Annotated in this window: 12 protein-coding genes; 7 read left to right on the top strand and 5 right to left on the bottom strand. The window is 55.6% G+C overall.

The genetic code is table 11. From position 1 onward, the window contains the following. Positions 1 to 90: 90 nt before the first annotated feature. On the top strand, positions 91 to 366 hold the full coding sequence (locus QGT73_RS10210; protein ID WP_280122368.1) for a transposase: 276 nt from the start codon (positions 91 to 93) through the stop codon (positions 364 to 366). Between the two features lie 346 nt (positions 367 to 712). Here QGT73_RS10210 and QGT73_RS10205 read toward each other — a convergent pair whose 3' ends face one another. From QGT73_RS10205 to QGT73_RS10195, 3 genes are all read right to left on the bottom strand, one after another. Further along, on the bottom strand, positions 713 to 1756 hold the full coding sequence (locus QGT73_RS10205; protein WP_280122367.1) for a leucine-rich repeat domain-containing protein: 1044 nt from the start codon (positions 1754 to 1756) through the stop codon (positions 713 to 715). Positions 1757 to 1973: 217 nt separating this feature from the next. Then, a complete protein-coding gene (gene dnaB, locus QGT73_RS10200; RefSeq protein ID WP_280122366.1) occupies positions 1974 to 3548 on the bottom strand; it encodes a replicative DNA helicase in 1575 nt (524 codons plus the stop codon). Positions 3549 to 3622: 74 nt separating this feature from the next. Further along, positions 3623 to 6355, bottom strand: coding sequence for a helix-turn-helix domain-containing protein (locus QGT73_RS10195; protein ID WP_280122365.1), 2733 nt, complete (start codon positions 6353 to 6355; stop codon positions 3623 to 3625). A 165-nt stretch (positions 6356 to 6520) separates the two neighbouring features. On the opposite strand from QGT73_RS10195, the gene QGT73_RS10190 reads away from it, so the two are divergent. The 6 genes from QGT73_RS10190 to QGT73_RS10165 all read left to right on the top strand — a co-directional run bounded on the left by QGT73_RS10190 (position 6521) and on the right by QGT73_RS10165 (position 16690). Continuing rightward, complete coding sequence (locus QGT73_RS10190) at positions 6521 to 8425, top strand: GDSL-type esterase/lipase family protein (RefSeq protein ID WP_280122364.1); 1905 nt, start codon at positions 6521 to 6523, stop codon at positions 8423 to 8425. Between the two features lie 13 nt (positions 8426 to 8438). Continuing rightward, a complete protein-coding gene (locus QGT73_RS10185) occupies positions 8439 to 11723 on the top strand; it encodes a pectinesterase family protein (protein ID WP_280122363.1) in 3285 nt (1094 codons plus the stop codon). 183 nt (positions 11724 to 11906) lie between these two features. Continuing rightward, entirely contained in the window at positions 11907 to 12728 is an 822-nt protein-coding gene (ispE, locus tag QGT73_RS10180; protein WP_280122362.1) for a 4-(cytidine 5'-diphospho)-2-C-methyl-D-erythritol kinase, read from the top strand. Between the two features lie 157 nt (positions 12729 to 12885). Further along, positions 12886 to 13509 (top strand): nucleotide exchange factor GrpE, encoded by a 624-nt coding sequence (locus tag QGT73_RS10175; protein WP_123617200.1) that lies wholly within the window; start codon positions 12886 to 12888, stop codon positions 13507 to 13509. 62 nt (positions 13510 to 13571) lie between these two features. After that, positions 13572 to 14735 (top strand): molecular chaperone DnaJ, encoded by a 1164-nt coding sequence (gene dnaJ / locus QGT73_RS10170; protein ID WP_280122361.1) that lies wholly within the window; start codon positions 13572 to 13574, stop codon positions 14733 to 14735. Between the two features lie 122 nt (positions 14736 to 14857). Continuing rightward, on the top strand, positions 14858 to 16690 hold the full coding sequence (locus QGT73_RS10165; RefSeq protein WP_280122360.1) for a peptidase U32 family protein: 1833 nt from the start codon (positions 14858 to 14860) through the stop codon (positions 16688 to 16690). Between the two features lie 33 nt (positions 16691 to 16723). On the opposite strand, the gene QGT73_RS10160 is transcribed toward QGT73_RS10165, so the two are convergent. Together QGT73_RS10160 and QGT73_RS10155 are read right to left on the bottom strand one after the other, a co-directional pair. Then, entirely contained in the window at positions 16724 to 17533 is an 810-nt protein-coding gene (locus QGT73_RS10160; RefSeq protein ID WP_280122359.1) for a transporter substrate-binding domain-containing protein, read from the bottom strand. A gap of 50 nt (positions 17534 to 17583) precedes the next feature. Further along, positions 17584 to 19566 (bottom strand): putative porin, encoded by a 1983-nt coding sequence (locus tag QGT73_RS10155; RefSeq protein WP_280122358.1) that lies wholly within the window; start codon positions 19564 to 19566, stop codon positions 17584 to 17586. Between the last annotated feature and the right edge of the window lie 213 nt (positions 19567 to 19779).

The raw sequence follows: 19779 nt of genomic DNA, 5'->3' as shown, positions 1-19779 counted from the left end.
GTAAATGTTATAATTGGACACTATAAATTTACGAATTTTTCGCGAGAATACCAAGAAAATCAGCCATTTAGTTTTATGCTAAATGGCTGATTGTTTTATTATTGGATAACTGAACTCTTATATCGAACTCACGTTAATATCCGGCAAGAGAGGAAAGCAAAGGCCAGGCTTGATCTTCCGGTGAATCAGCAGAAGCTAAAGCGAAGGTCGCTGGAACCTGAGCCGGTTTTCGGACAACTCAAACACAATCATGGATACACACGCTTCCGCCACTTCGGAAAAGCCAAGGTCACAATGGATCTCGGCTTCGTATTCATGGCTCTTAATATCCTGAAATTGCATAAAAACATACAAAAATCGGCCTGAAAAGACCGATTTTCGCTGTTTTTTTAGTGTATGCCCGGTTTTCAACTTCCTGAGAATCGAATATACGAACTAATCTCGAAAAATTCCAGATTATTCTAAAATATTCAATTCTCAGAGGCTTTAATCAGAGGAGTTCTGCAACACCCTCTTTGCGGGATGTGGAATGGCATGCATGGGATGCCTGCCGACGCGTATGTCTGGCAGAATTGGGGCTGGCATTAATCTATGATGCACCGAAATTTCAGCTTGGCCCTAAAAAAAGTCCCCGGTCTCGATTGTGGAGGCCGGGGACTTTTTTATTGGTTTCAGTCTTTGTTGTCAATACAACTGACTGTCGGCTGTCAGCTTAGAAATTCCACTGGCAGGCTACCATGCGGAGGCTGTTGCAGGCGATGGTGCGGAAGTCGGTTATCTGGTTGAAACGGCAGTTGATGTAGGTCAGAGCCTGGTCAAACGATACGTCGAGCATTGTCAACTGGTTGTTGTTGCAGATAAGACGCTGGAGGAATGTCTGGTTGGAGAGAGTGAGCTGAGTAAGGTCATTGTAGGAGCAATCGACATACTGGAGGTTGGGGCAACCCTCTACGCTGAAAGTGGTGAGGTCGTTGTAGGAGCATACTACGTCGAGAAGAGCGTTGCAGTCGCGTACACCGAGAGTGACCATGTTGTTGTCAGAGCAGATGAGAGTCGAGAGCGAGGGCAGACCTGAGATGAGAAGGTTGGTAATCTCGTTGTCGTCCACGTTGAGGTTCTGGAGGTTCTCCACACCGGTGAGTGTCACCTGGGTGAGCTTGTTATAACCGCAGTAGAGGTTCTTGAGGCCGGTGCAGCCTGTGACGTTGAGCGACTCGAGGTGGCAACCCTGACAGTTGAGGGTCTCGAGGTTGGTGGAGTTCTGGAGGCTCAGCTCTACAAAGAGGTTGTTGGAGAGGTTGAGTTTCTTCAGAAGGGGCACATCGTTGAGGTCGATTTCAGTAAGACGGTTTTTGTAAATCGAGAGAGTCTGCAAAGCCTCGCAACCTGCAAAATCGGCAGTGGTGATTTTGTTGCGGGATGCATTGAGTTCGGTCAGAGCCGCGCAGCCTGATACATTGATCGAGGTGAGATTGTTGCGCGACACGTCAACTTTGTTAAGAGCCTTGAAACCGGTGAGGTTGAGTGCGCCGGAAAGTTTTTTGTCCTTCCATGAGATAGCGGTGACGTGTCCGTTTTCTACGGTGACTCCCTCGACCGAGGCTATGGCATTGGGATTGGCTACCTTGAGTTCGGTGGCATTGTTTCCCTCGTTGAGAAAAGCCTTAAGCTGCTTTGCCTCATTCTTGTCAAGATTCTGAGCGAATGCGGTCATACTTCCAAGCACAACTGCAATGATTAATAACGCTTTTTTCATAAAACAATAGTTGTTGGTTGTGTTAATTTTATTAATTAAACACTGCTGACCGAAAAAAGGTTTTAAGGCTTGTTGCTATTGCCGGCAAAATTTAACATCCAAAAGTTAAAAGTCACGGTCCGGATGGCACACAGGGGTGTGTAGTGCCTCCGGACCGTAAAATTTTTTTGATTGGGGATGAAAAAATTTTTTCGTCGCCCTCTTAAGTATATGTCGCTCAGAACGGAGCGGTCTCGTCGGACGATGACGACAGTATGTCGGCCGAGCCGCCTACAAAGCCTGTGACTCCCGAGGGGGGCATCACTGGCACAGTGCCGTCGGTGGCATTGAGCCTCGATTCGAGCTGTCCGCTGCTCACCGAGGTCTCTCCCTCCCAGTTCTCAAATCGGGCATATTTTGACTTGAAACGCATCTTCACGTCGTCCACACGTCCCGAACGGTGCTTGGCCACGATAAACTCGGCCAGGCCGCGTATGTCGTTGCCGGCTCCGTCGACGCCCGAGCGCAGATAATATTCCGGACGGTGGATGAAGCACACGATGTCGGCATCCTGCTCGATGGCTCCCGACTCGCGGAGGTCGGAAAGTTGCGGACGCTTGCCGTCTTTCGAGTCGGCACCGCGCGACTCGACCGAACGGTTGAGCTGCGAGAGTGCCACGATGGGGATGTTGAGCTCTTTGGCCAATTGCTTGAGCGAGCGCGAAATCATTGACACCTCTTGCTCGCGCGAACCAAACTTCATGCCCGAGGCGTTCATGAGCTGAAGGTAGTCGATGATGATAAACGACACGTTGTGTTCCCTGACCAGACGGCGGGCCTTGGTGCGGAGCTCGAATATGGACAGCGAGGCTGTGTCGTCGATATAGAGAGGCGCGCTGTATAGATTCTTGACGCGCGACATGAGCTGGTCCCACTCCATCTGCGAGAGCTGTCCGCTCTTGATTTTCTCGCCCTCGATTTCGCAGGTGTTCTGGATAAGACGGTTGACGAGCTGTAGGTTGGACATCTCAAGCGAGAATATGGCCACGGGTATGTTGTAGTTGACCGCCATGTTTTTGGCCATGGAGAGCACAAAGGCCGTCTTGCCCATGGCGGGACGCGCCGCGATGATTATGAGGTCGCTGCGCTGCCATCCCGAGGTGAGTTTGTCGAGCTCATGATAGCCCGACTCCAGGCCCGAGAGACCCGAGGCACGGTTGGCGGCAATCTGTATCTGCTCGATGGCCGAGTTGATGATGGGGTCAATCTGGGTCACATCCTTCTTGACGTTGCGCTGCGAAATCTCGAAGAGTTTGCCCTCGGCTTCCTGCAACAAGTCATCCACGTCATAGCTCTCGTCAAAGGCCTGGGCCTCGATCTGCGAGGCGAAGCGTATGAGCTCGCGGGCGAGATATTTCTGCGCCACGATGCGGGCGTGAAACTCGACGTGCGCGCCCGACGCCACCTTGGAGGTCAGTTCGGATATGCGCAACGCGCCTCCGGCCCCTTCGAGGTCGCCGTTGAGGCGCAGACGCTCGGTGACGGTGAGCATGTCGATGCTCTGCTGGGCGGCTCCGAGTGTCTGGATGGCTGCATATATCTTCTGATTGGCCGGGTCGTAGAACGATTCGGGCTTGAGGATGTCACACACCACTGTGTAGGCGTCCTTCTCGAGCATCAACGCTCCGAGCACGGCTTCTTCGAGGTCGTTGTCGCGAGGCGGGATGCGGCCCCCGTGGTCAAACTGAGATATGTGTTGCGGCTTGGATGCGCGTCTGTTGTTATTGTTATATGTATTATTTTCCTGTGGCATCTGGGTTGTGATTGCTTTTGCTTGTGCAAAGGTAGTCGTTTCCGTCGGCTATTGAAAGAGGTGGGGAGGATTTTTTATGACCGGCTGTGGGTCTTGCGATAGGCTCCCGGGGTGAGACCGCGCGATGATTTGAAGCACTTGCCGAAATAGTTCATGTCGGAAAATCCACACACCACGGCTATCTCCTTGATGGGTCTGGATGTGGTGGCCAGCAGGGTGGAGGCACGTGTGAGACGTGTCTCGCGCAGAAACTCGGCCGGCGTCACGCCCATCAGCGACTTCATCTTGCGCGTGAGGCCGCTGCGGCTCACAGCCACAGCGAGGGCCATGTCGTCGACAGTGATGTCGGAGTCGGAGAGGTGGGTCTCGATATAGTCCATGACGGCATCCATGAGCTGACGGTCCTCGTCGGAGAGCCGAGGCGAGGGGGGCGGCGGCGTCTGCACGGGTGCGGGCTGCGGACCCTGTGTTACCTCTATGCCTGATTCGTGACCCACGGCGCGGGCTTCGAGCTGACGCAAGTGAGACTCAAGCATCTCGCGCTGCTGACGCTTGATGTGGCGTATATAGACGGTGGTCCATATCACTGCTCCGACAAATGCGAGCGTCAATATCACATACAGGGCTTTGGCCGTTCCTGTCTCCCAGAATGTCGGAAGCACTTCGATCGTGACGCTGCGGTCGTTGTCGAGCCATCGGCCGTGAGTGTCGGTGGAACGCACGGTGACAGTGTATGTGCCGGGGTCAAGATCGGCAAACGATACGGTGCGTGAGGCTCCGAGCGGTGTCCACGGGTCATCACCGACCCTGAAAGCATAGCGCAGTGTGGCGGGGTCGGCATAACAGAGTGCCGAGAAGCGGAGTGTGACATCGCGCTCCGACGGGGCGAGTGTTATGCGGTTGCAGCGTGGGGTGAGCAGCGAGTCGGGACGGCCGGCGATGGAGACTGTGTTGAAAGCAAGAGGCAGAGTGTCGGCCGACATGACAGTGCTGTCAAGACGCACCCTTACGGCTCCGTCGTTAAGTCCGAAGAGCCATTCGCCGTTGTCGAGCCTGAGCGGTTTGGCATCGCTGAAACGCATGTCACGGTGCCAGAACGAGGCTCCGTAGACTCTCGTCTCGCCTGTGCGCGGGTCGAGCAGACTGACATCGTTGCCGCCTGTGACAAGCAGCATGCTGTCGTTGCCCGCAGGCTGCACCGACAGAGCGACATCGGGGTTGACGCCGCCCTGCACACGATAGCTGCGGAAATCCCACTGAGCTACAGGGCCGTCGGAGAGCGGCGACATGAGGCGTGCCACTCCGTCGCTTTCGGTGGCCACGTAGAGCGAACCGTCAGGTCCGAGGCCAACATCCATAGTGGCGATATTGCCCAGCGACATCTCGCGTCCGGGTTCGCTGACATGGAGCGCGAAACGCATGTCGTCAAGGCGGTCGGACGCCGGTATGCTGAATCCGAGCAGTCCGGCGGTAGTGGCGGCCACCCCCATGCTGTCATTGAGCAGACTGATACGTCTCACCGACATGGCCTCGGAAGGATAGCCGGAACGGGACGCTACATTATGAAACACCGGCTCGGGGGCGGAGGGGTAGGGCACTACATCCATGCCTGTGCCCATCGATGCGAGCCACAACCGGCCGCGCGAATCGACGGCTCCGTCATAGTAGGCGTTGCCCGACGGGGAGTCAGGGCGGGAAGAGTCATGTACAAAATGCTTGACGTCATAACCGCCGCCCTCACGCTCGGTGAGACGGAAGAGGCCGTCGGGCTTGGTGCCGAGCCATATCTCTCCCGGACGTGTCTCGACGATGCTGTAGACAGCCGCGCCAAAGGACACTCGCCGGGCACTCAACGACCCGTCGGGACCAACATACATTGTCGTGTCCGTGTCGGGCCCGCTCAGAGTCAGACACCTGGCGTCGCTCCATGAGAGCCATACACGCCCGCGGCTGTCGCGGCACGATGTGCGTAGCATCGACACGGGGTCATGGCTCACCATGCTGTAAGGAGCCGTGCCGAATGTGAGTCGGTGGAGGCCTGTCTTGCTGCATAGCCACACATTGCCCTGAGAGTCGGACGTGGCATAGCGCAATCCCATATTGGCCACCCCTCCGATACGTCCCGTCACCGTGAATGGCCCGTCGACATCCGGAGCGCATATCACATCGCCGTCACGTGTCACGAGCCACACTGTGCCGGCTTCGTCACGCCTCGACATCACGAGGTCGCTGGCAGCATAGGGTCCGACGGTGCCGAGTCGGCGGTTGGAGGGCGACTTGTATTTCCTGCCGCCTGTCGAGCCGGTCATGACAGCCTCGCGCTCAGGCTCGGGGGTTGGTGGCATTATTATATATGTGCTGTCAACAAGCGTAAGCACAAGTTCATCGGCCGTGGTCATGGTTATGCCTCTGACATGCAGCCGACGGCCAAATTTCTCCTCAAGCAGAGAGTGAGAGTCGAAAAATGTGTAGTCATTGACATCAAACCTCACTATTTTATGGTCTATCCGACACCACAGCCGGCCGTCAGGTCCGAGCTTGATGTCGCCTATGCGTGAGGAGTAGCGGCGCACCCCGTCGTTGATGCCCGGGCGTATGCATTTGAATTCATAACCGTCAAAACGGTTGAGCCCGTTCCATGTGGCCACCCACAACACGCCGTTGTCATCCTGCACCACCTGCTTGACGAGCCGTTGTGACAGACCGTCGCGCTCGTCATAGTTGCGGATGTCGCAGAAAGGCTCGCCCGCGCTCATCGTGACGACCGACAGCATATAAATAAGAAAGGTGAGGATGTGGCGCATCATGGTATATATCAAAAGGTTTTTCCAAAGCAAAAATAGGTAAAATCAGCTCAACAAGCAACATCTGAGCGGATTTTACCATCATTTGCATCAAATTCACCATTACCGTAAAGCCTGCAAGAGCTAAATTTGCGACAAGAAACAGTAACACACACATATTATATTACCATGAAGAAAATCCTACCCGCACTCCTTGTATCGGCACTCTCGCTCGGCGCGCCGTCAGACGCCGGTGCAAAAAAGATTCATACCATAGGCGACAGCACTATGGCCAACTATGACGAGTCGGCCACTGTCACGCGCGGATGGTGTCAGTATCTCCAGCAATTTCTCGAGGGTATCGAAGTCAACAACCGCGGCAAGAGCGGAGCCTCGAGCAAAAGTTTCTATAAAGAGGCGGCCTACTGGACCTCGGTGAAAAAGCAGATGGAGCCCGGCGATTATGTGCTCATCCAGTTTGCCCACAATGACGAGAAGACCCAGGGCATGGACGGCGATGAGCTTAAAGCCTATTACACTTCCATAGGAGACGCCGACAAAGCCTCGGCCACCGACTATCGCGGCACCAATCCCTCGACCACCTATAAGGAATATCTGCGCAAATATGTCAACGAGACTCGCGAGGCCGGCTGCACTCCGATATTTGCCGGTTCGATATGCCGCATGTATTTTACCAACTGCACCATACGCCGCAACGGCCGCCACGACCTGGGCGACAGTTTCTCGAAACTCACCGACTCGGGTGTGCTCGAGAAGCAGAGTGTAGCCTCTGACGACCATTCCATGGACTATGTATATCAGATGCAGGAGGTGGCCAGGGAACTTGACGTGCCATTTGTCGACCTCACCACCGGCACTGCCGACCTCTACGTAAGCTATGGCGACAAAGCGTGTCACGACATCCTCGGTGATGGCGATGGCTCGACCCATCTGAGCGCGACAGGAGCCGCGCTGATAGCACGCCGCTTTGTCGGATTGTGTCAGGAGCAGGGCCTTCTCACCGAGTATGCCCGCCTGACCGGCGATTTGGGTGTGACCCCCTCGGACGGCAATCTCGGCCAGGGCTACAAAGGCCAGTCGCTCTCACGCGAGTTTATGGTCACGGGCTTTGACCTCACCCCTTCGGCCGGAAATGTCACTGTGACCGCTACTGACGGCATCACACTCTCGACCGACGGCAAGGAATGGACCTCGTCGCTCTCGCTTCCCTATGAGGGCGGCACGCTGATACAGCGGTTTAACGTGCGCGCCACACTCGACGGTGACATCAACGGCACCGTGACTATCCTGGCCGGCGACAAGAAGACCGACATCCCGGTCTCGGCTACGGCAGTCAATCTGAGCGGAGGCACCGAAGCCTCGGTGTACTGGCGTCTGGAGAAGGATGACTCGTATGTTGTGACCGGCCCGGTCAACGCCATTGCCGAAAACTATTCGGGCATGGAGCTACAGCGTTATGCCAATCCCAACGCCAACACCGTGTGGCCCTCCGACACAGGTTTTGAGGCATCACGCAAGACCCAGCGCAATCTCATCGAAGGGGGCAACTGGCCGGCGGGCGAAATCGACGAGGTGTCGACACGCTACATCGAGTTTGGCGTGACAGCCACTGAAGGCACAGTGTACAACGTAGACGAAATCAGTTACTATGTGTGTGGCTGCGGCGGCAACGGCATGTGTCTGAAGGTCTATTATTCGGTCGACGACGACTTTGCCAATCCCGTAAATATCTTTGAGATGAAGTCGATGCCGGCCAACAATATGCAGGACGGCAAGATTCGTCCCGTCATACGTCTTGAAGGCGGACAGTCGCTGCGTCTGCGTTTCTATCCGTGGTATAACGGAGCTGCCAGCGGCAAGACCATGTGTCTGTCAGACATAAAGTTTCACGGCTATGTGTCAAGCGACGAGCAGTCGGCCATCACCGGCATCACCGCAGTCTCCGAGCCAGTCAGTACTGACTACTATACCCTCCAGGGCATGCAGGTGACCAATCCCGCCGCAGGCTCGCTCTACATAGTTCGCTCCACCTACAGCGACGGCTCTGTCCGCGTGTCAAAACAAACATTCTAATACCTCACCCCATATGTTAAAACGATTATTTATCACAGGCCTGACAGCCCTGGCGTGTGCCGCAGGTCTGTCGGCATCGTCGGTCTCCAACGAGACTGTGACTTTTGCATGGCCTATGGGCTCGACCACTATCGAGTCGGCTGCCACAGCGAGCAACGGCCCGCTCTTCTCGGTCTATGAACTTGCCGCAGGTCCGGGTCTCACATTGTCGAAGACCGCGACTCCGGCCGGAGGTTCCACTCAGACCCTCTTCAAAGCCGAGACATCCAACGGCTCGGTTCTCAATCCGCGCGAGGCCATCAGTATGACCATCGTGCCCAAGAAGGGTATCACATTCCGCCCCACAGGTTTCAGTTTCCAGGCAAGCCGTCACGGTACCGGGGGCGGCAATCTCGCGCTCGAAGTCAAGCAGGGCGACAATGAGCCCGTGATGGTGAGAGAAAAGTATGACCCCGAGCGTTCGGGCACGGGTGCCAACTTCTCGACATTCACCGAGACTCTCTCGGGTTTTCAAGCCTCAAGCGACCCTGTGACCGTCACCATATATTATTACAAGCTCGGAGCAAATAAAGAACTCGGTCTGGCCGACCTTACACTCACCGGCATCGCCGACGGTGAGGTGGAGGCTGTGCCCGTCTACAGCTTCGCTCTTAAATCGGCCATCGAGGGTGCCGGCGCGCTGTCGTGCACACCGGCCGGCGCGGAATTTGACGAGGGCACACCGCTCACCGTTTCGGCCTCGGAAAATTTCGGCTACCACTTCATCAACTGGACCGACGCCGACGGCAAAGTAGTGTCGGAGCAGAATCCCTACACATTCTCAATCTCCGGCAACACCAGTCTCACGGCCAACTATGAGAAAAACAATGTCTATGCCCTCAACCTCGCCATCGAAGGGGGAGCCAATGTCAACCAGGTGCTCTATCAGCCACAGGGCAATGTGGTCAACGGTGTGCACTACTATGAGGAGGGTACCGAGGTGATGCTGACCACCGTCGACAACCGCATACTCTCGTTTACCAACTGGGAAGACAACAGCACCTCGCCGGTCCGCACCGTCAGGATGGACGGCGACAAGGATTTGACCGCCACATTCTCGGCTGGGGATTATATCGTAGGCTGGGACTTCTACTTCGACCAGCCCAACAGCGAACGAGCCGCCGACTACAGAGACGAGAGCGACAACTCGGGTCTGCTGAGTCTGCGCAATCCCGAGGGCAAGACCACGACATGGCTCACACGTGGCGTAAGCAACGGTGCAGAAAACGGACGCTGGGGCGCACGTATATGGAAGGAACAGGCTGACAACTATTATTATGAAGTGTCGCTCAAATCGACAGGTTACAGCAATCTGCGTCTCGCCGTGTCGCTCGGAGGCTCCTATAACACCTATAACAAGTTTAACGTCGAATACAGCATCGACGGTGTGAACTACAGCAAGTTTGCCGACTACACCGTGGTCAAAGGATGGAGCGACTTCGAGACTCCGCTTCCCGCCGAGGCCGCCAATCAGGGTATACTCAAAATCCGTTTCATGCCCGACAAAGAGTCAGGTCTCAATGACGGATCCGAGTCCTCGCTTGACGGACTCTGCATATCGGACCTCTACATCCTTGCCGACAAGGACAGCTCAAGCGACGAGACCGCCCCGGTGCTTGTGTCGACAATCCCCGCCGACAAGTCGGGCGACGCCTCGGCCACAGGCTCGATCATACTCACATTTGACGAAAAAGTAAAAATCGGCACATCCACCGCCACGCTCAACGGCGAGCCTATCGCAGCCAAAGAGAGCGGCAAGTCAATCATCTATAACTACGCCGGTCTTGACTATAACACCGACTATACATTCATAGTGCCCGCCGGAGCCATCACCGACCGCAACGGCAACGCATTCGAGGGTACAAGGCTCACGTTTACCACCATGGAGCGTGTGCAGCCCGAGGCCCGTCTCTATGACTTAATCGTAGCCGCCGACGGCACGGGCGACCACACAACACTTCAGGCTGCCATCGACGCCGCGCCTGCCGGAGCCATCAAGCCCTATCTGATATTTGTCAAGAACGGACGTTACAAAGAGCACATCGACATCCCCAAGACCAAGCCCTACATACACATCATCGGTCAGGACCGCGACAAGACCGTGATACATGACGACAAGCTCTGCGGCGGCGACAATGCCCTGCACGTGAGCGTGGGTGCCACCGTGGTGGTCAACTCCAACGACTGTCTCTTTGAAAACATCACCCTCGAAAACTCCTATGGACACGAGAAGCAGGAGGGGCCGCAGGCTCTTGCCCTCAACACTACGGGCGACCGCACGGTGTTTAACAACGTGGCCATGCTCTCCTATCAGGACACATGGATCACCCCCTCTACCTCAAGCTACCGTGCCTATGTGCGCAACTCGTTTATCGAAGGTGCGGTCGACTTCATCTACAACAGCGGTGACATCTTTATCGACAACACCATCCTCTACATCAACCGCAAGAGCGGCGGCTATATAGTGGCACCCTCCCACGGCGCGGATGTGAAATGGGGCTATGTGTTCAACAACTGCACCATCACTGCCCCGGGTGTACCCTCCGAGACCAGTGTATGGCTCGGCCGTCCATGGCACAATGCACCCAAGACTGTCTTTCTCAACACCCGTGCCGAGGTGACCATTCCCGCCACCGGCTGGTATGAGACCATGGGCGGACTCCCCGCCATCTGGGCCGACTGGAACACTGTCGACGGCAACGGCAATCCCGTGGATCTCTCGCAGCGTCGCGACACTTATTATAAGACTGTCGACGGTGAAAAGGTATACGGCAAGGCCAAGAACCATCTCACTGACGAGGAAGCAGCCGAATATACTGTCAGAAATGTACTCTCGGGCTCTGACAACTGGCAGCCCGTCATCAAGACCGAGTCGTGTGACGCTCCCTCGGTGACCATCAGCGGCAACCGGTTGAGCTGGGCGGCTGTTCCTTATGCTATATGCTACGTAATCACTCGCGGCGACGAGCTGATTGACATCGTAAAGGAGAACAGCTATACACTCCCCGCCACAACCGCCCGCGATGCAGCTCCCTACACCGTGCAGGCTGTCAACGAGTTTGGCGGACTCAGCGCGAAGGGCGAGGCAAGCGACATACCCACCGGCATAGACAATATCACAGGCGATGAGGCCGGGATAGTGGCTACCGAAATCTATGACGTGCGCGGCCTGCGCCACGAGTCACTGACACGCGGGGTCAATATCGTGAAATATATCTACTCGGACGGAAGCGTCAAGGTGGAGAAGAAGGTTATCTGAGAATAGATAATCGAGAATAAAAACGGGAAACCGGCCTCACGAAGCCGGCTTCCCGTTTTTATTTTTACGTTATGCGACTGAAGTCGCAGCGCGGGGACAAAGCGGGGAGGGGAGAGGGGATTTTATTGTACCTATTTTCCAATTATATATATTTTTTCCATTTATTAGCCTTATCTTTGCAATATGATTACGTTTCCCAATGCCAAGATAAATCTTGGACTCGACATATTGCGCCGGCGCGAGGACGGTTATCACGACATAGAGACCGTGATGGTGCCTGTGCCGTGGCATGATGTGCTGGAAATCGTTCCGGCCAAGGGGGAGGAGACCACTCTGACCGTGAGCGGTCGGCATGTGGAGTGTCCTCCCGAGAAAAATCTCGTCATGAAGGCTTATCGCGCTCTTGAACGCGAGGTGAGCCTGCCGCCTGTCGATATATATCTGCGCAAAATCATACCCGACGGCGCGGGGCTCGGAGGCGGCTCGGCCGACGCGGCTTTCACGCTGAAAGTGCTCAACGACCTCTTCGCTCTCGGATATACCGACGCCGAACTGGCCCGCGTGGCCTCGGGCATCGGTGCCGACTGTCCGTTTTTCATATATAACCGCCCCATGCTGTGCACAGGGACCGGCACCGATATGGAGCCTGTTGACCTTGACCTTAGCGGCATGGACATACTCATAGCCAAGCCTGACGTGAGTGTGCCTACGGCTGCCGCTTATTCCCGCACGACTCCGGCCATACCCGAGGTCACCGCCGGCAGGATTGTGGCCGACAGTCCGGCCACCTGGACCGGACGGCTTAAAAACGATTTCGAGGCCTCGGTATTTCCGGCCTATCCGGCCATCGCCGCGCTCAAGGAGCGTATCGAGAGTCTCGGGCCGGTGTATGCCGCCATGTCGGGCTCGGGCGCGTCGGTCTATGGTCTCTTCGAGGGTGACAAAATGTCACCTTCGGTGCGAGAGTTGTTCGCTGACTGTGACAGTCTGTTTGCAACGCTCTGAGCTGCAATATTTTGACCTGATATATTGAACGTTATCGGCAATATATTGTTCTACCTTTACAAAGGTCGGCCCTCGGTCGTAGCCTCCCGGAAGGCATGACGGAGAGTTTGGCAATATTTTTGCATATATATTATAGTTAAAACAAGATACAACAGTCATGTCAAATAATTCACATAAAAAACACTCCGCAGAGGAGGAAAAGCTGCATCGCGAAGCTCCCGACACAGAGACTTTTGACGATGTGCAGGAAGCGGCCGAGGAAGCCGACTCGCAGGTAGACGAAGCAAACGAAATGCTCAACAAGGAGCTGTCAGACATAGACGCCCTCAACAAGCAGCTTGCCGATGCCCAGGCACAGGTCGAGAAGGAGAAGAAGGAATATCTCTTCCTGATGGCCGAATTTGACAACTTCCGCAAGCGTACCGTCAAGGAGAAAAGCGACCTCATCAAGAACGCATCGGAGGGTGTGCTCAAGGGGCTGCTCCCCATTGTCGACGACTTTGAGCGCGGACTCGAGGCCAGTGCCAAGGTGGAGGATGCCGCCGATGTGCGCAAAGGCATGGAACTCATCTACCAGAAGCTCGTGAAATATCTCGAGAAGAACGGAGTCAAGGCCATCGACTCGACCGGCAAGCCTTTTGACGCCGAGATGCACGAGGCCATAGCCATGGTGCCTGTGCCCGACGATGCGCAGAAGGGCATGGTAATCGACACCCCCACCAAGGGTTATACGCTCAACGACAAAGTGCTCCGCCACGCCAAAGTGGTAGTGGGTCAGTGATCCATTGAGAATGAAAGTTTAAAGGTTAAAGTTTAGAGTTTAGACATCACCCCCACCGCTTTATGGCAACTAAAAGAGATTATTACGAAGTGCTTGGCGTCGACAGAAATGCCGACGAGAAAGCCATCAAGAGTGCCTATCGCAAGAAGGCCATACAATATCACCCCGACAAGAATCCGGGCGACAAGGAAGCCGAAGAGAAATTCAAGGAGGCCGCCGAGGCTTATGACGTGCTATCCAATCCCGACAAGAGAGCCAAGTATGACCAGTTTGGCCACGATATGGGTCCGCAGGGATTCCCCGGCGGCGCGGGAGGCTTCCATGCGGGAGGATTCTCGATGGAGGATATATTCTCACAGTTTGGCGACATTTTCGGGGGCGCGTTCGGCAACATGGGCGGCTTCGAGTCGGCCGGCGGCCGTACACGCCGCCGCCAGCGTCGCGGCACCGACCTCCGCATCAAAATCAAGATGACCCTGGCCGAGATAGCCACCGGCGTCACCAAGACTCTCAAGATACCCACCCTTGTGCCCGATCCAAACTGTCACGGCACCGGAGCCAAGGACGGCACAGCGTTTCACACCTGTCCCACCTGTAACGGCTCGGGCACGGTGATACGCCAGCAGCAGACCATGTTTGGCATCTCGCAGTCGGCCGTGGAGTGTCCGCAGTGTCATGGCGAGGGCAAAATCATCACCGAGAAGTGTACACACTGTCACGGCGAGGGCGTTGTGCGCAAGGAGGAGACCGTGTCGTTCTCCATCCCCGCCGGCGTGCAGGACGGTCAGACTCTCACCATGCGCGGCAAGGGCAACGCGGCACCCCACGGCGGAGCCAACGGCGACCTGCTGATTGTAATCGAGGAGGTGAAACATCCCGAACTCATACGTGACGGCAACGATATCGTGTATAACCTGATGCTCGACCTCCCCACCGCCACACTCGGCGGTTCGGTAGAGGTACCCACCATCTCGGGTCGTGCCCGACTGAAGATACCCGCCGGAACACAGCCCGGCAAGGTGTTGCGTCTGCGCGGCAAGGGTCTCCCCTCGACCGACGGATACGGCACAGGCGACGAGCTGGTCAATGTGATGGTCTACATACCCGAAAACATCGGCCAGCAGGAGAAGGACGCTATCGAGTCGCTCCGCGGCAAGCCCGGTGTCACTCCCGACGAATCGACAAAGAACCGTATATTTTCAAAGCTCAGACACATATTTGAGTAAGAAATCAAAAGTTTGAAATGGGAAATGGAAAAATCAGCTTCGCAATTATGACGCGATGCTGAATTTTCCATTTTCCATTTTTATTTACTAACTTTACATTTGTTATTAAAATACATCATCCCATGCGTTATCTTGAGTTGCTTGCACCCGCCCGTAATGCCGACACGGCCATCAGTGCCATCCTTGCCGGAGCCGACGCCGTGTATATGGGCGCATCGAGCCACGGAGCGCGCAAAGATGCCGCCAACAGCATAGACGACATCAGGCGTGTCACCGACTTTGCCCATCAGTTCAATGCCAAAGTCTATGCCACGGTCAACACCATAATATATGACCGCGAGCTCCGCGACGTGGAGCGGCTCATCACCGACCTGTATCATGCCGGCACCGATGCCCTCATAGTTCAGGACATGGGCATACTGCGCATGGACATACCGCCCGTCGAGCTGCATGCAAGCACTCAGTGTGACATCCGCAGCGTGGAGAAGGCCCGATTTCTTGCAGAGGTTGGTTTCACCCGTCTCGTGCTGCCGCGCGAGCTGTCGCTCAAGGAGATTGAAGAGATACACTTGGCGGTGCCCGACACCGAGCTGGAGGCTTTTATACACGGCGCGCTGTGTGTGAGCTACAGCGGAGACTGCCGTGCCAGTTTCATGACGGGCGGGCGCAGTGCCAATCGCGGCGAGTGTGCGCAGATATGCCGTCTGCCCTACACGCTTCTCGACAGCCGCGGCCGCACGCTCATGGAGGACAAACATCTGCTATCGCTCCGCGACCTTAACCGCTCCGACTCGCTCGGCGCGATGGCCGACGCGGGAGTGTGCTCGTTTAAAATCGAGGGACGTCTCAAGGAGGAGGGGTATGTCAAAAACACTGTGGCGTGGTATTCGCGTATCCTCGACCGTGTGGTCAGCGAGAGTGGCGGAAACTACAGGCGACTCTCGGCCGGACGCTCTAACGCGGGTTTCAATCCGTCGCCCGACAAGTCGTTCAACCGCGGATTTACCACCTATTTTCTATCGGGTCATGCTCCTGTCAAGGGGATAGCATCGTTTGACACGCCCAAGGCCACCGGCACTCCTGTGGGCAAGGTGAAGCGATGTGAGGGCAAGGTAATCATAGCCGAGCTGTCGGCACAGCTTGCCAACGGTGACGGACTGGGATATTTCGACGGGGAGGGGCGTTTTCAGGGCTTCCGGCTCAACCGCGCCGAGGGGCAACGGCTCTATCCGGCCTCGCCGCGCACCATAGCTCCGGGCACCGTGCTCTACCGCAACCGCGACAAGGAGTGGGATGATGCCATATCGTCGGCCAGGACCACCCGCACCATCAGTGTCGACATGGTGTTGCGCACTGTAGGTGCTGACCGTCTGGCTCTCGAACTGACCGACGAGTGCGGCACTTCGGTGACCGCAACAGCGACGGTGGGCCAACTTCAGCAGGCTGTGACTTCGCAGGAGGCTCCGCGCCGGCAACTGTTGGGTAAACTGGGCGGCACGATATATCGTGCCGGCAAAATCATAGACCTCGCGGGTGGGGTGTTCATCCCGGCCTCGGCGTTGGCCGGTCTCAGACGCGAGGCTGTGGCTCTGCTTGACAGAGCTCGCATCATGACCCTCCGTTTCGGACTGCGCCGGCCGGAAAACCCCGATGCCGTCTGTCAGTCCGCGTCGCTGTCATATCAGGACAATGTGGCCAATCACCTGGCTGAAGAGTTTTACCGTTCGCACGGAGTGACGGAGATTGTTCCGGCTGTGGAGGTTAAGCGTCCCGACGACGAGACTCTGGTCATGACCACACGTTACTGTCTGCGTCGCGAGGCCGGGAAATGCCTGCTCACTCCGCAGGGACGCCAATGGCCCGACACGCCGCTCTATCTCCGCAGCGGCAATATATCGTTGCGTGTGGAGTTTGATTGCCAGCGATGCGGGATGAGGATATATCATGAGAAATGACGGGAGCGGCTCGGCGTCCTCGGGTTGTCGGGTTCATATCTCGAATTTTTCAATCAGAGCCTGATAGTCGGGCGTGAGTTTGAAGCGTTCTATCTGGGCGTCGATAGAGTCGGCCAGCCGAGAGGAGTTTTTGTTCATTATCCATGACTGAAACTGGCTGAACGATATGTGGGTTGAGATTTTCACGTCGGTGTATTCGGGCAACAGTTTTTCGGCCACGGCACGGTTGACCACCGCGCGCGGTATCTCTCCGGCAGCGACGAGCATTACGAGCTGCTCGGCCGTGTAGGTGTGGGTGTCACATATGTCAATGCTGTCGCCGATTTCGCGCGAGAGGTTCTCAAGACGTTCGACCGACGGCGCACCGGCCACAACCCATACTGACTGCCCCGCAAGCTGTAGCGGCGATGTGATGGTGGTGTCGCGACTCACGAGCACCATCCTGTCGGTGTAGACGGGCACACTGAGCCTGAAACGCTCCTTGAGCGAGGCTGTCACGGGGATGTCGGCCACAAGAATGTCATACTTGCCGCGGCTAAGCTCGTCAAGCGATTCGCTCACTGAAGCCACGGGATAAAACTTGAATTTGTCGCCATACATGTGGCCCATGTCTCTCAGCATTTCGTAGTTGAAGCCACCGAGCGTGTCGGCATAACGGTAAAGCGACATGGGCGAGTAGGCTATGGCCACATTGATGGTGTCGCCACGCCCGCGCTGATATTCATATCCGGCATTGCCGGATGTGTGCATGTGTCTTATCGAAACTATAATCCCGACAGCGAGTATGGCGAGTGCTATGACGAGTATACGCCTCGGGATGATAAATCCTTTATGTCCGCTCATAATTGTTATATACCTATATTATATATAACACACGGAGGGGTAAATTGGATTTAGTTGAGGAAGTTGACCGATACGCCCATGAGGAAACGGCGCGGGTTGAGCGGGTAGTGGGGGATGGAAAAATAATCCGACCCGCCGAATACACCCTGATTGACATGTGAGAAGAGCACAAAGAAGCGGGCGCGCGAGAGCTGCATGTTGACGTAGGCGTTCATGTAGGGATAGTTGCCACACTTGATCTGGCTCTGGTTGTGGAATGTCATCGTGGCAGGCTGATAGGCCGGCGCGTAGTAACGTGTGTAGTAGTCGAGGTCAACGCCCATCTGCACGTCGAGCACCTTGGCGAGCTTGAAGCGCAGAAACAGGTTGGAGTATATGGCCAACTGGGGGAGTGGCAGCACACTCTCGTCTGACGATTTCTGATAGGTGACGGTGTTGCACCAGTTCAGGGCCCGCCATCTGAAATCCTGCTGTAGTCTTACGCTCAACACCTGCACGCTGCCGCCGTTCTGTGAGGGGAGGCACAGGTCGTTGAAATATATCATGTTTTGAATATTCTCTACTCCGACGTCTATATTGGTCCCGGTGTGAGGCACATCGAGTATGCCGCCAAACCGCAGACGCCGCGTCTTGCCGAAATCGTTTTGCCAGATGAAATGATTGGAGACAAACTGCTTCATGAAGAAGGGGGCGGTCGTGTTGCTGAAATGTCCGTAGCCCTTGATACTCACAGTGTCGCCGAGGAGACGGATGCGGGTCGACACGTTGCCGTCGGCATGTATCTCGCCGGCCGCCGGCCCGACAAGTCCAAACTTCACTGTGCCTTCATAGTTGAGCAGCGAGCCCTGACGCTTGGTGAGCTGCGCTCCGACATAGAGAAGATTTTCGGTAGTCTTCTCCGGGAGCCGTTCGGCCAGAGGGTAGGGGGTCAGGGCCTCGGGACGGTCAGGCCCCGAGAGCGGTATGGTGTCGGTCACCTGGTTGTAGGTGCGCAGTTCGTGTGTTATGAAGGCCGAGAGGCCGGCTTTGGCATATTTGTTGAAGCCCTCGAGAAGAGCCACGCCGAGAGTGTTGCGCAGACAGGAATATCGGGTCAGTTCGGCTGTCCAGTCGGATGTGATGTAATGGTTGGTCCAGAACTCTTCGTCGGTCGAGCTTGTGGTGTAGAACTTATGTCGGTCCTGCTCGTATGACATTGTCCAGATGAAACTCGACACGGGCACGTATTCGCGCGCCACGATGGAGTCTTCATACACAGAGTCGTAGGTCTCCTTCCAGAATCCCACCTTGTAGCGGTGGTTCATATAGAGCTGCTTGCCTATGAGACGGCTGCGGGCCGAGGAGAGGTTGGTGGGGATGTTTTTGGGATTGATTTTCGACATGCCTCCCTGTATCTCGGCCGGATCGAGTATATAGAGGTCGTCGGTGATGCCGCCGTTCTCCTGATTGAGAGCGTTGTAGGAGTTGAAATAGCCTTGAAATTCATATCGGTCACCCATATATGAGCCGAAGAGATTCCAGGTGAATGATTTTGCCGCCTGATTGGCATACGAGCCTTTGGAGTAGGGATAGTCAATGCTCAGGCCCACCTGTGCCTTGGGGCTGAAATTGCCTGAGAAGAGAAAGCGAAACCAGTCCTGCGCGATGTCACGTCCGCCGCCGGTGTTATAGCCGACAATGGACATGGGGATGCGCGTGTTGTAAAACCGCTGTGTCTTCTCTGACGGAAGCCAGAAACGCTTGGCATCCTTGAGAAAGAACGGGCTGATCGGCTCCTGCTCCATGAATATCATGTTTTTTCCGGCCGAGGCCTGATTGCCCGTAGTGGCAAAAGCCGACGAGACGGCCGATGGCACGGCGGTAAGATAATAATTGTAGAGAAGGGTGTCGATGGTGGCCTCGCTGTGCAGCCCGAGCGGCTGAAGTATGCCCCACGCATAGCTCGGCTCGACAACGGGGTCGACGGCCCGGGCGCGCCAAAAACCTGCGGCGCATAATATCAGGACGATAAATATCGGTAATCTCAGTTTCATGGGTACAAATTTAGCACAAATCGCGCGTACATCAATATAAAAGAATATAAAAAAGACACGCTCCGACAAGGCACAAAAAAAATTATCCATCATCGCGACGAATAATCTTCTTACCTTAAATCTAATACCATGAAAAACTGATGCAAAGGTAGGGAGAGTTTCGGAATTGACAAATTTTTATGCTAAAAAACATCTTTGGTTTAATATTATTTA

This window comes from Duncaniella muricolitica (assembly GCF_910574735.1).
Taxonomy (GTDB): Bacteria; Bacteroidota; Bacteroidia; order Bacteroidales; family Muribaculaceae; genus Duncaniella; species Duncaniella muricolitica.
The sequence above is the reverse complement of the archived record's forward strand: the minus strand, read 5'-3'. Positions and strand labels throughout refer to the sequence as shown.